The sequence below is a fragment of the Streptomyces fructofermentans genome (assembly GCF_014651055.1).
In the GTDB taxonomy this organism is placed as follows: Bacteria; Actinomycetota; Actinomycetes; order Streptomycetales; family Streptomycetaceae; genus Streptomyces; species Streptomyces fructofermentans.
This window is the reverse complement of sequence record NZ_BMWD01000025.1, coordinates 30,969-43,138: the sequence shown is the minus strand read 5'-3', so window position 1 is coordinate 43,138 and position 12,170 is coordinate 30,969. Positions and strand designations below refer to the sequence as shown.

Below are 12,170 nucleotides of genomic sequence, written 5' to 3'. Positions count from 1 at the left end.
CACGGGCCACGGCGGAGAGGAGTACCCGCATGTCCGACCACACCTACCGGGTCACCGAGATCGTCGGGAGCTCGCACGAGGGTGTCGACCAGGCGATCCGCAACGGGATCGCCCGGGCCTCGCAGACCCTGCGCAAACTCGACTGGTTCGAGGTCACACAGGTTCGCGGGCAGATCGAGGACGGCCAGGTCAAGCACTTCCAGGTCGGCCTGAAGGTCGGTTTCCGCCTGGAGGACGCGGGCTGACCCGACCGAAGGCGTTCCGTCCCCGGGCCGGCCCGTCCGGCCCGGGGCCACGGGACGGGCTTCCACTCAGCCCCGTCCGCGGCACGGCCGCGCCGCGGACGCCGACACGTGGCGGCCCCGGCGCGCGTCCGCGCTCAGGTGCGCCCCTCGTCCTCCTGCGCCTGCTTCAGCGCCTCGGACGCCGCCGCCCAGCGCGCCCGTACGACCGTGAAGCCGGCCCGTTCGGCGTCGTCGCACACGAACTCGTCGTCGTCCACGAGCACCCGGACCTCCCGGTCGCGGGCGAGTGCGCGCAGGATCTCCAGCTTGGTGCGCCGGGCGGGCCTGCGGTCGTCGTTGCGCCGCATCCGGACCGTCCCCCCGGGAAGCCCCTGCGCGGCGAGCCAGGCCAGCGTGTCCTTGCGGCAGCGCTCGGGCCGGCCCGTCAGATAGAGGACCTCGCACTCCTCTGCGTGCTCCAGGGCGAGCGCCGCCCCTTCGGCCAGCGGCGGATCGTCCGGCGCCGCCGCGAAGAAGGCGGTCCAGTCACGGGGGCTGCGCTCGAGGAACCGCTGCCGGTGCGCGGTGTCGGCGAGCGTGCCGTCGAGGTCGAACACGGCGAGGGGTCTGCGCGCGTCCGTTCCGGTGCGCGGTCCTCTGTTCTTCGTCACACCGGCCACCCTAGGACGCCTCCCACCCCGGGACGCCGACCGCCCCGGAATGCCGGCCGCCCCGGCACGCGCCCGCCCGCCCGCCGACGCCGGGGACCCGTTTGCTCCGGGCGTCTGCACCGGGGGTCACCGTGGCCCGTCCGCCGGGGTGCCCCTCCGGGTGGCGCGCAGGCTGGTGAACGTCGTCACGGCGAGCACCAGCACGATGAAGCCCAGCGAGAACGGGATGCCGATCTCGGGGACGCCCACCCCCGACTCGTGCAGCGCGTGCAGCACGAGCTTCACCCCGATGAAGCCGAGGATGATCGCCAGCCCGTACGCGAGGTGGACCAGCCTCTTGAGCAGCCCGCCGATGAGGAAGTACAGCTGGCGCAGGCCCATCAGGGCGAACGCGTTCGCCGTGAAGACGATGTACGGCTCCTCGGTCAGGCCGTAGATGGCCGGGATGGAGTCCAGCGCGAACAGCAGGTCCGTGGAGCCGATCGCCAGCATGACCACCAGCATCGGCGTCATCACGCGCCGCCCGTTCTCCCTGATCCACAGCTTGGTGCCGTGGTAGCGGTCGGCCACGCCGAAGCGCCGCTCCGCCGCCTTGAGCAGCTTGCTCTCCTCGTACTCCTCGACGTCGTGGCCCGTACGGGCGTCCTGGAGCAGCTTCCAGCCGGTCCAGATGAGGAAGGCGCCGAAGATGTAGAAGATCCAGGAGAACGTGGAGATCAGCGCGGCGCCCAGCAGGATGAAGACCGCGCGCAGCACCAGCGCCACCAGCACGCCGACCGACAGGACCCGCTGCTGGTACTGGGAGGGCACCGCGAACTTGGACATGATCAGTACGAAGACGAAGAGGTTGTCGACGCTCAGCGACTTCTCCGTCACGTACCCGGCGAAGAACTCCCCGGCGGGGCCGGCTCCCGAGACGGCCAGCAGCCCGATCCCGAACGCCGTGGCCAGCGCCACCCAGACCCCGCTCCAGATGCCGGCCTCCTTGAAGGAGACGTCGTGGGGCTTGCGTCCGATGAAGAAGTCCAGACCGATGAGGACGCACAGTCCCGCGACGGTCAGGGCCCACACCTCGAAGGTGACGTCCACGGTTCCTCCTTGCGGGTGTCGCGGGCTCGGCGCGGGTGGGTGTCGCGGGCTCGGCGTCGGCGGGCTCGGCGTCGGCGGCCCCGGCCGCAGGGACCACCCCCCGAACCTAAGCAGCGGACCGGGCCCCGGCATCCGCAGCGCACCGGGCGGGCCGGGTCACGGCACCCGCCCGGACGGGAATCCTGACGCGCTCCACGCGTTGAACCAGGGGTGAGTCAAGTGATCGCCGCGACCCGGTTCTCCGTCCTCGACCGCTCCCGCACCCGGGAGGGCCACGAGGCGTCCGAGGCGCTGCGCGACACCGTGCGGCTGGCCCGGGACCTGGAGGGCCTCGGCTACCACCGGTTCTGGGTGTCGGAGCACCACGGCGTGCCAGGGGTCGCCGGGTCCGCGCCGACCGTGCTGGCCGCCGCGGTCGCCGCCGCGACCCGCACGATCCGGGTGGGCACGGGCGGTGTGATGCTGCCCAACCACCAGCCGCTGGTGGTGGCGGAGCAGTTCGGCGTCCTGGAGTCGCTCTTCCCGGGGCGTGTCGACATGGGCCTGGGCCGTTCCGTGGGGTTCACGGACGGGGTCCGCAGGGCGCTGGGCCGGGACAAGGACATGGCCGACGACTTCGCGGCGCAGCTCGACGAGTTGCTCGGCTGGTTCCGCGGCACGTCGTCGACCGGGGTGCGCGCCCGGCCCTCCGAGGGCCTGACCGTGCCGCCGTTCGTGCTGGCGATGGGCGAGGGCGCGACGATCGCCGCCCGGGCCGGGGTGCCGATGGTGATCGGGGACTTCAGGAACCGGGACCGGATGCGACGCGGCGTGGACGAGTACCGCGCGCGGTTCCGGCCGTCCGTCTGGGCGCCCCGGCCGTACGTCGTGATCTCCGGCACGGTCGCGGTCGCGGAGACACCGGAGGCCGCCCGACGGCTGCTGGTCCCCGAGGCCTGGTCGATGGCGTACTCCCGCACGCACGGCACGTTCCCGCCGCTGCCGCCCGCCGGGCACGTGGAGTCGCGGGCGATGACCGGAAAGGAGCGGAGCCTGTACGAGTCCGGTCTCGCGGGGCACGTCGCCGGTACCGAGGAGCAGGTGGCCGACGAGCTGGAGACCCTGATCAAGGACACCGGGGCGGACGAGGTCCTGGTCACGACCAGTACGTACGACCGGGACGCCCTCCTGGACTCGTACCGCCGGCTGGCCCGGGTCGCGGAACTGGGCCGCTCCTAGAATCGTGGGGTTTGCCCCCGGCCCCCAGGAGTCCGCCCGATGCACACCCCCCACGATCCGTACGTCCGGGTGCGCGGCGCGCGCGAGCACAACCTCCGGGGCGTCGACGTCGACATCCCGCGTGACGTGCTGGTGGTCTTCACCGGGGTGTCCGGGTCGGGCAAGTCGTCGCTCGCGTTCGGCACGATCTACGCGGAGGCGCAGCGCCGCTACTTCGAGTCGGTCGCGCCGTACGCGCGGCGGCTGATCCACCAGGTCGGGGCGCCGAAGGTCGCGGACATCGGCGGGCTGCCGCCCGCTGTGTCGCTCCAGCAGCGACGGTCCTCACCGACCTCGCGCTCCTCGGTGGGCACGGTGACGAACCTGTCCAACTCCCTGCGGATGCTGTTCTCCCGCGCGGGTGCCTACCCGCCGGGGGCCGAGCGTCTCGACTCGGACGCCTTCTCCCCGAACACGGCGGCGGGCGCCTGCCCGGAGTGCCACGGGCTCGGCCGGACGCACCGCACGACACAGGACCTGCTGGTGCCCGATCCCTCGCTGTCGATCCGCGAGGGCGCGATCGCCGGATGGCCGGGCGCCTGGCAGGGGAAGAACCTGCGCGACATCCTGGCCGCGCTCGGGTACGACGTGGACCGGCCGTGGCGCGAACTGCCCGCCGGACAGCGCGAGTGGATCCTGTTCACCGACGAACAGCCGGTCGTGACCGTGCATCCGGTACGGGACGCGGACCGCATCCAACGCCCGTACCAGGGCACGTACATGAGCGCCCGGCGGTATGTCCTCAAGACCTTCTCCGACTCGCGGAGCCAGACGCTGCGGGCGAAGGCGGAACGGTTCCTGGAGAGCGCGCCGTGCGCGGTGTGCGGCGGGACCAGGCTGCGGCCGGAGGCGCTCGCGGTGACCTTCGCGGGGCGCACGATCGCGGAACTGGCGGCGCTGCCGCTCGGTGAACTGGCCGCCATACTCGCGGACCACGACGGATCCGAGACGGCACGCGTCCTGACGGCCGACCTGCTGGCCCGGATCGCCCCGGTCGCCGAACTGGGCCTCGGCTACCTCAGCCTCGACCGGCCCACGCCCACGCTCTCGGCCGGCGAGCTCCAACGGCTGCGGCTGGCCACGCAGTTGCGCTCGGGCCTGTTCGGCGTCGTCTACGTCCTGGACGAGCCGTCCGCGGGACTGCACCCCGCGGACACGGAGGCCCTGCTCACGGTCCTCGACCGGCTCAAGGCGGCGGGCAACTCGGTGTTCGTGGTGGAGCACCACCTCGATGTCGTGCGCGGCGCCGACTGGCTGGTCGACGTCGGGCCGCTGGCGGGCGAGCACGGCGGACGGGTGCTGCACAGCGGCCCGGTGGCGGAGTTGGAGGGGGTCGCGGAGTCGGCCACCGCCCGCCACCTCTTCGCCCGCGGCGGGGCGCGGCCCCGGGACGTACGGGTGCCGCGCGGCCAGGTGAAGGTGGGGCCGGTGACCCGGCACAATCTGCGCGGGGTCACCGCCGAGTTCCCGCTCGGTGTGCTGACCGCGGTCACCGGCGTCTCGGGTTCGGGGAAGTCCACGCTGATCGGCGAGGTCACCGGGGAACTGCCCGGCGTGGGGCGGCTGGTCGGCGTGGACCAGAGGCCGATCGGCCGTACGCCGCGTTCGAACCTGGCGACCTACACCGGGCTCTTCGACGTCGTGCGCAAGGTCTTCGCGGGCACGGACGAGGCGCGGCGGCGCGGTTACGGCGTGGGGCGCTTCTCGTTCAACGTGGCGGGCGGGCGCTGCGAGACCTGCCAGGGCGAGGGGTTCGTCAGCGTCGAACTCCTCTTCCTGCCGAGCACCTACGCCCCGTGCCCGGACTGCGGAGGAGCGCGCTACAACCCCGAGACCCTCGAAGTCACCCATCGGGGTCTGAGCATCGCGGCGGTGCTGGACCTGACGGTCGAGGCCGCCGCGGAGTTCTTCGCGGACACCCCGGCGGTCGCCCGCAGCCTCGCCGCGCTCCTCGACGTCGGGCTGGGCTATCTGCGGCTCGGGCAGCCGGCGACCGAGCTGTCCGGCGGCGAGGCCCAGCGGATCAAGCTGGCGAGCGAGCTCCAGCGGGTGCGCCGCGGGCACACGCTCTATCTGCTGGACGAGCCGACGACGGGTCTGCACCCGGCCGATGTGGAGGTGCTGATGCGGCAGTTGCACGGCCTGGTCGACGCGGGTCACACAGTCGTGGTCGTCGAGCACGACATGACGGTGGTGGCCGGGGCGGACTGGGTGATCGACCTGGGGCCCGGCGGGGGCGACGCGGGCGGACTCGTCGTGGCGGCGGGGCCGCCGGCCGCTGTCGCGCGGGCGGCGGGGAGCGCGACGGCCCCCCACCTCGCCCGCGCGTTCGCACCGGGCGCCCTGGAGCCTCAGGGCCAGTAGGTCTCGCGCAGGCGGGACTTGGCGAGCTTCCCGGTGGGCGTGCGGGGCAGTTCGTCCGTGAAGTCGACGCTGCGGGGCGCCTTGTAGTGGGCGATGCGGTCACGGACGAAACCGATGAGTTCCCGTTCGAGTCCGGGGCCCGGGGCCGCGTCGGCGGCGGGCTGCACGACGGCCTTGACCGCCTCGCCCATCTCCGGGTCCGGCACACCGACCACGGCCACGTCGGTGACCTTGGGGTGCAGGGTGAGGCAGTCCTCGATCTCCTGGGGGTAGATGTTCACCCCGCCGGAGATGATCGTGAACGCGCGGCGGTCGGTGAGGAAGAGGTACCCGTCCTCGTCGACGTGCCCGATGTCCCCCGTGGTGGTCCAGGCGGGGTGGTCGGGGTGCTGGGCCTCGCGGGTGCGGGCGTCGTCGCGGTGGTAGCGGAAGGGGAGTTCCTCGCGCTCGAAGTAGACCGTGCCCGTCTCGCCGACCGGCAGCACCTTGCCGTCCTCGCCGCAGATCCGCAGTTCGCCGAGGAAGCCGCCGCGGCCGACGGAACCGGGCTTGCGCAGCCATTCGTCGGGGCCGATGAAGGTGATCCCGTTGGCCTCGGTCGCCGAGTAGTACTCGTGCAGGACGGGCCCCCACCAGTCCATCATCCGCCGCTTCACCTCGACGGGGCAGGGCGCGGCGGCGTGGATGGCCACCTTCAGCGAGGACACGTCGTACGCGCCGCGCACCTCGGGCGGCAGCTTCAGCATCCGTACGAACATCGTGGGCACCCACTGGCTGTGCGTCACGCGGTGGCGTTCGACGGCGGCGAGCGACTCCCGGGCGTCGAAGGAGTCCATGAGGACGACCGTGCCGCCGGTCGCGGTGACGACGAAGCAGAAGCGCAGCGGAGCGGCGTGGTAGAGCGGGGCGGGGCAGAGGTAGACGGTGTCCTCGCCGAAGCCGTACATGGGCTGGAAGAGGAGCTGGTACATGCTCGGCACCTCCCGTACGTCGCCCTCGGGAAGGGTCGGCGCGATGCCCTTGGGGCGTCCGGTGGTGCCGGAGGAGTAGAGCATGTCGGCGCCGCGCGGCTGGTGTGCGGGCGGCAGGGGCGAGGCCGCGGCGAGGGCCTCCTCGTAGGTCCCGTCGTCGAGGCCGAGGTACAGCTCCGGGCCGCCGGTCGACTTCCTTACGGCGCGACCGAGTTCGGTGAGCCGTCCCGAGACGACGAGGGCCCGCGCACCGCAGTCCCCGACGATGTACGCGGCCTCCTCGGCGGTCAGGTGGTGGTTGACCACGGTCAGGTAGAGGCCCGAGCGCAGGGCCGCCCAGTAGACCTCCAGGACACGGGGGTCGTTCTCGCAGAGCAGCGCCAGGTGGTCGCCCGGACGCAGTCTCGCACCGCGCAGGTGGTCGGCGAGCCGCAGGGAGCGCTCCTCCAGGCGACCGTAGGTGAGGGTCCGGCCGCCGTCCGCGGTGACGACGGCCGGCCTGGCGGGGTCGTACGCTCCGGGATACATGCGGGGACGGTACCCCGCAGAGGTGACACTCCGTCAGGGATGTGCGCGCACTTCCGTGTTCGGGCCCGCCGGCCGGAGGCGGGCGGCGGGCGCGAGGGCGCCCGTGGCGCCCCGCCGCCCCGTCCCTGCCGCCGCTGTGGCACACGCCCCGGTGGCGGCGGTCGTCGCCGTTCCGGTGACGGCCGCTTCCGCCGCGCGGGCCAGGGACCGGCGGTCGGGTGCCGTGCCCGGCGCCAGGACGGGCCGTACGACCACCTCGGCCACCAGGTTCCTGGCCGTCACGACCCGCCACACCGAGGCGAGCAGCGGGTCGCTGCCGACGAACGCCGTGACGGTCGTCTCCGCTCCCCCGTCCTGCCGGTAGCGCAGCAGCACCGGCTGCACGGGGGCGCCCGCGTCCAGGGCGGCCTGGAAGACCGCGCCGCGGAAGCGGCCCCGCGCCCTGCCGCACCACGTGCTGCCCTCCGGGAAGGCCACGACGGCCGCGCCGCCGCGCAGGGTGTCCGCGATCCGCCCGACGGTGCCGGGCAGGGTGCGCAGCCGGTCCCGTTCGATGAAGAGGGCGCCGCCGCGCGCGGTGAGCGCACCCGCCACGGGCCATCCCCTGATCTCGGCCTTGGCGAGCATCCGCCCCGGCCGGACGGCGGCGAGCAGCGGGATGTCCAGCCAGGACACGTGGTTGGCCACCAGCAGCAGCCCGCCGGTGGGCGGGGCCGTCCCCGTGATCCGTACCCGGACGCCCGCGGAACGCACGACGGCCCGGCACCACGCCCTGGTCAGGCGGTCGCGCCGCCCGGCGGGGAGCCGCGCTGCCGCCGGGGTCAGCGCGACGCCCGCGGCGACCAGGAACAGCAGCGCGACGAGCCTGAGCAGGGCACGCGGCACGGCCGCCGGCGACCGGGCCGGCTCCACGCAGGTCCGCGGGGTGCACGGGGCACCGGGCAGCCAGGCGCTCGGCCCCTCGGGGGACGGCTCCGCGGCGCGGCGGGGACGCCGCGGCGATCCGGTGTGCGGCGGGCCCGTCACGCCGGTACGAGCGACAGGAAGTGCCGCAGGTAGCGCGGGTCGATCCGGCGCATCGACAGCAGGACGTAGAGGTCGGCGACGCCGAAGTCGGGGTCGTGGGCGGGTTCCGCGCAGACCCAGGCGCCGAGGCGGAGGTATCCGCGCAGCAGCGCCGGCAGTTCGGTGCGCGCGGCGGGGGTGACGCCCTCGGGCACCCACGGCCGCAGGGGGCGTACCCGGAACTCCTCCGGTGACAGGTGCTTGGCGCGCACCCGGTCCCAGGTTCCGGCCGCCGTCGCGCCGCCGTCGGCCAGCGGGACGGAGCAGCAGCCGGCCAGCCACTCGTGGCCCCGGTCCGTCATGTAGCGGGCTATCCCGGCCCAGACGAGGCCGATGACCGCCCCGTCCCGGTGGTCCGGGTGGACGCAGGAGCGGCCGACCTCGACCAGGCCCGGCCGGATGGGGTCGAGCGCGGAGAGGTCGAACTCTCCCTCGGAGTAAAGGCGTCCGGCGACCGCGGCGCGCTCCGGGGGCAGCAGCCGGTACGTGCCGACGACCTGCCCGGTCGTCGTGTCGCGCACGATCAGGTGGTCGCAGTACGCGTCGAACGCGTCGGTGTCGAGCCCGGGACTCGGGCTGTTCAGGAGGGCGCCCATCTCTCCGGCGAACACGTCGTGGCGCAGGCGCTGCGCGGCCCGTACGTCGGCCTCGTCGCGGGCCAGGGTGACGGTGTAGCGGGTGGGGGCGGACGGCTGCGGGGGACGGTCGAGCGTGGAAACGCCGGTCATGGCTCTCTCCTGGTCACGGGCCGGGTGCGGCGGGCGGTGCCGCCGCTCCTGTTCTTCCGATCCCGGCTGACCGGCGCGTGACGCGTGCCGGGAAAGCGGATGTGGGGATGCTGAACGGCACGGACCGCTGTGCCGCGCCGGGGGGCCCGGCCGGGCGCCGTCCGCCGTCCGCCGCCGGGGCCGCCTGCCCTCGGGGCCCTGGAACGGCACGGGATGGTGCGTGGTCCCGCCCGGGGGCACGGCTCCGGGCGGGACACCGGCTGCGCCCGTGCGCCGGGCGCGACCGCCTGCCGGCTTCACCGGGTGCGAGGTCAGGCCGTGCGCGAGCAGGTCCGTCCGGCCGGGCGCCACGGGCCGGGTGCGGGTCCCGGGCGTGGGGCGTGCCCGGGTCGGGGCCCGGCCTTGCGGCCGGCGCGCACGGGCCCGGGCGTGCGGCGGGCGCTTCTGCGGGGGCGGGACCGGAGCGGCGGGGCGGGGCGGGGCCGGAAAACCAGACGGGGCCGGGAATGAGCACCACCCCCGGCCCCGCCCGTCCGCGCGAATCGGCGAACGTCCTTGATGGTCGACGACCGGCCTACCGCTTCCCGGCCTTCCGCGTGGCCCGCAGCCACTCCTTGTTCATGCTGGTGATGGAGACCAGCGGGATGCCCTTCGGGCAGGCCGTCGCGCACTCCCCCGTGAGGGTGCAGCCGCCGAAGCCCTCCTCGTCCATCTGCGCCACCATGTCGAGGACGCGGGTCTCCCGTTCGGGCGCCCCCTGCGGCAGCACGTTCAGGTGGTTGATCTTCGCCGAGGTGAACAGCATGGCCGAGCCGTTCGGGCAGGCGGCCACGCAGGCCCCGCAGCCGATGCACTCGGCGTGCTCGAAGGCGAAGTCCGCGTCCGGCTTCGGCACGGGCGTGGCGTGCGCCTCGGGTGCCGCTCCGGTCGGGGCCGTGATGTAACCGCCGGACTGGATGATCCGGTCGAAGGCCGAGCGGTCCACGACGAGGTCCTTGACGACGGGGAACGCGGCGGCCCGCCAGGGTTCGACGTCGATGGTGTCGCCGTCGCTGAAGGACCGCATGTGGAGCTGGCACGACGTGGTGCGCTCCGGCCCGTGCGCGTCGCCGTTGATGACGAGCGAGCACGCGCCGCAGATGCCCTCGCGGCAGTCGTGGTCGAAGGCGACGGGGTCCTCGCCCTTGAGGATGAGTTCCTCGTTGAGCGTGTCGAGCATCTCCAGGAAGGACATGTCGGCCGAGATGCCGTCCACCTCGTAGGTGGACATGGCGCCCGGGGCGCCGGTGTTCCTCTGACGCCAGACGCGCAGGGTGAGCTTCATGCGTAGCTCCGCTGAGTGGGGTGTACGTACTCGAAGACGAGGTCTTCCTTGTGCAGGACGGGTGCGCCGCCGGTCGCGGTGAACTCCCAGGCGGCCGCGTACGAGAACGCCTCGTCGTCGCGCGCGGCCTCGCCGTCCGGGGTCTGGGACTCCTCGCGGAAGTGGCCGCCGCAGGACTCCTCCCGGTGCAGGGCGTCGAGGCACATCAGCTCGGCGAGCTCCAGGTAGTCGACGATCCGGTTGGCCTTCTCCAGCGACTGGTTGAACTCCTCGCCGGTGCCGGGCACCTTGATGCGGCGCCAGAACTCCTCGCGGATCTGCGGGATGCGCTCCAGCGCCTTGCGCAGACCGGCGTCCGTACGGGCCATTCCGCAGAACTCCCACATCAGCTCGCCGAGTTCGCGGTGGAAGGAGTCGGGGGTGCGGTCGCCGTCCACGGACAGCAGCAGGTTCAGCCGGTCCTCGGTGTCCGCCAGCACCTCCTGCACGACGGGGTGCTGTTCGGTGATCTCGTCGTGGTTCGGATTGCGGGCGAGGTAGTCGTTGATGGTCGACGGCAGGACGAAGTAGCCGTCGGCCAGGCCCTGCATGAGGGCGGACGCGCCGAGCCGGTTCGCCCCGTGGTCGGAGAAGTTGGCCTCGCCGATCGCGAACAGCCCGGGCACGGTGGTCTGGAGGTCGTAGTCGACCCACAGCCCGCCCATCGTGTAGTGCACGGCGGGGTAGATCCGCATGGGGACCTCGTACGGGTTCTCCGCGGTGATCCGCTCGTACATGTCGAAGAGGTTGCCGTACTTCTCCTCGACCTTCGCGCGGCCCATCCGCCGGACGGCGTCGGCGAAGTCCAGGTACACGCCCTGGCCGCCGGGTCCGACGCCCCGGCCCTCGTCGCAGACGTTCTTGGCCGCGCGGGAGGCGATGTCCCGGGGGACCAGGTTGCCGAACGACGGGTAGATGCGCTCCAGGTAGTAGTCGCGCTCGTCCTCGGGGATCTCGTTGGCCGGCCGGTCGTCGCCGCGTGCCTTCGGGACCCAGATCCGGCCGTCGTTGCGCAGCGACTCGCTCATCAGGGTCAGCTTGGCCTGGTGGTCGCCGGTGCGCGGGATGCAGGTGGGGTGGATCTGGGTGAAGCACGGGTTGGCGAAGTACGCGCCGCGCCGGTGGGCCCGCCAGATCGCGGTGGCGTTGGAGTTCATGGCGTTCGTCGACAGGTAGAAGACGTTGCCGTAGCCGCCGGAGGCGAGGACGACGGCGTCCGCGAAGTACGTGTCGATCCTGCCGGTGATCAGGTCGCGGGCCACGATGCCGCGGGCCCGGCCGTCCACCACGATCAGGTCGAGCATCTCGGTACGCGGGTGCATCTCGACGGTGCCGGCCGCGATCTGGCGGGACAGCGCCTGGTAGGCGCCGAGGAGCAGTTGCTGGCCCGTCTGGCCGCGGGCGTAGAAGGTGCGGGACACCTGGACGCCGCCGAAGGAGCGGGTGTCGAGCAGACCGCCGTACTCGCGGGCGAAGGGCACCCCTTGGGCGACGCACTGGTCGATGATCTCCACCGAGATCTGTGCCAGGCGATGGACGTTGGACTCGCGCGCCCTGAAGTCGCCGCCCTTGACGGTGTCGTAGAAGAGCCGGTGCACGGAGTCGCCGTCGTTGCGGTAGTTCTTGGCCGCGTTGATGCCGCCCTGCGCGGCGATCGAGTGGGCGCGGCGCGGGGAGTCCTGGTAGCAGAACTGCACGACGCGGTAGCCCTGTTCGGCGAGGGTGGCCCCGGCGGCGCCGCCCGCGAGCCCCGTGCCGACCACGATCACCGTGTGCTTGCGGCGGTTCGCGGGGTTGACGAGTCCGGCCTCGAACCGGCGCGTGTCCCAGCGCTCGTTCACCGGCCCCTTGGGAGCCTTGGTGTCGGCGACCGGCTCTCCGGTCGCGTAGGAGGTGTAGTCGGTACTCAT

General features: G+C 73.2%; 10 protein-coding genes. 3 read left to right on the top strand and 7 right to left on the bottom strand.

From position 1 onward, the window contains the following. The first annotated feature begins 29 nt into the window (after nt 1-29). Complete coding sequence (locus IE265_RS28785; protein ID WP_190038642.1) at nt 30-245, top strand: dodecin; 216 nt, start codon at nt 30-32, stop codon at nt 243-245. A 134-nt stretch (nt 246-379) separates the two neighbouring features. Here the strand turns inward: IE265_RS28785 and IE265_RS28780 are convergent, their stop codons facing one another. Both IE265_RS28780 and IE265_RS28775 read right to left on the bottom strand, forming a co-directional pair. Beyond that, entirely contained in the window at nt 380-895 is a 516-nt protein-coding gene (locus tag IE265_RS28780) for a phosphatase domain-containing protein (RefSeq protein WP_190038641.1), read from the bottom strand. Between the two features lie 126 nt (nt 896-1,021). Continuing rightward, nucleotides 1,022-1,984 carry a TerC family protein gene (locus tag IE265_RS28775; protein ID WP_190038640.1) on the bottom strand — a complete coding sequence of 321 codons (963 nt, stop codon included), beginning with the start codon at nt 1,982-1,984 and terminating at the stop codon, nt 1,022-1,024. Between the two features lie 210 nt (nt 1,985-2,194). Here IE265_RS28775 and IE265_RS28770 point away from each other — a divergent pair, with 210 nt between their 5' ends. Together IE265_RS28770 and IE265_RS28765 are read left to right on the top strand one after the other, a co-directional pair. Further along, nucleotides 2,195-3,202, top strand: a complete 1,008-nt coding sequence (locus IE265_RS28770) for an LLM class flavin-dependent oxidoreductase (protein ID WP_190038639.1) — start codon at nt 2,195-2,197, stop codon at nt 3,200-3,202. 39 nt (nt 3,203-3,241) lie between these two features. After that, nucleotides 3,242-5,605, top strand: coding sequence for an ATP-binding cassette domain-containing protein (locus IE265_RS28765; RefSeq protein WP_190038638.1), 2,364 nt, complete (start codon nt 3,242-3,244; stop codon nt 5,603-5,605). Here the strand turns inward: IE265_RS28765 and IE265_RS28760 are convergent. The 5 genes from IE265_RS28760 to IE265_RS28740 form a co-directional block, all read right to left on the bottom strand. Next, the gene (locus IE265_RS28760; protein WP_190038637.1) at nt 5,593-7,104 is read right to left on the bottom strand and encodes an acyl-CoA synthetase; all 1,512 of its coding nucleotides are present in this window, start codon (nt 7,102-7,104) and stop codon (nt 5,593-5,595) included. The two genes, IE265_RS28765 and IE265_RS28760, sit on opposite strands and share 13 nt — an antisense overlap. A 33-nt stretch (nt 7,105-7,137) precedes the next feature. Continuing rightward, nucleotides 7,138-8,016 carry a lysophospholipid acyltransferase family protein gene (locus tag IE265_RS28755; RefSeq protein ID WP_229916662.1) on the bottom strand — a complete coding sequence of 293 codons (879 nt, stop codon included), beginning with the start codon at nt 8,014-8,016 and terminating at the stop codon, nt 7,138-7,140. 110 nt (nt 8,017-8,126) lie between these two features. Beyond that, nucleotides 8,127-8,897, bottom strand: coding sequence for a GNAT family N-acetyltransferase (locus IE265_RS28750; protein ID WP_190038635.1), 771 nt, complete (start codon nt 8,895-8,897; stop codon nt 8,127-8,129). 574 nt (nt 8,898-9,471) lie between these two features. After that, a complete protein-coding gene (locus IE265_RS28745; RefSeq protein ID WP_190038634.1) occupies nt 9,472-10,221 on the bottom strand; it encodes a succinate dehydrogenase/fumarate reductase iron-sulfur subunit in 750 nt (249 codons plus the stop codon). Continuing rightward, a complete protein-coding gene (locus IE265_RS28740; RefSeq protein ID WP_190038633.1) occupies nt 10,218-12,170 on the bottom strand; it encodes a fumarate reductase/succinate dehydrogenase flavoprotein subunit in 1,953 nt (650 codons plus the stop codon). Before IE265_RS28740 ends, IE265_RS28745 begins: the two co-directional genes overlap by 4 nt.

Bases quoted from the DNA above. Each gene is read 5' to 3' on its own strand.
- IE265_RS28785 (WP_190038642.1), top strand. From the start codon at position 30: ATGTCCGACCACACCTACCGGGTCACCGAGATCGTCGGGAGCTCGCAC.
- IE265_RS28745 (WP_190038634.1), bottom strand. From the start codon at position 10,221: ATGAAGCTCACCCTGCGCGTCTGGCGTCAGAGGAACACCGGCGCCCCG.
- IE265_RS28760 (WP_190038637.1), bottom strand. From the start codon at position 7,104: ATGTATCCCGGAGCGTACGACCCCGCCAGGCCGGCCGTCGTCACCGCG.
- IE265_RS28750 (WP_190038635.1), bottom strand. From the start codon at position 8,897: ATGACCGGCGTTTCCACGCTCGACCGTCCCCCGCAGCCGTCCGCCCCC.
- IE265_RS28765 (WP_190038638.1), top strand. From the start codon at position 3,242: ATGCACACCCCCCACGATCCGTACGTCCGGGTGCGCGGCGCGCGCGAG.
- IE265_RS28740 (WP_190038633.1), bottom strand. From the start codon at position 12,170: ATGAGTACCGACTACACCTCCTACGCGACCGGAGAGCCGGTCGCCGAC.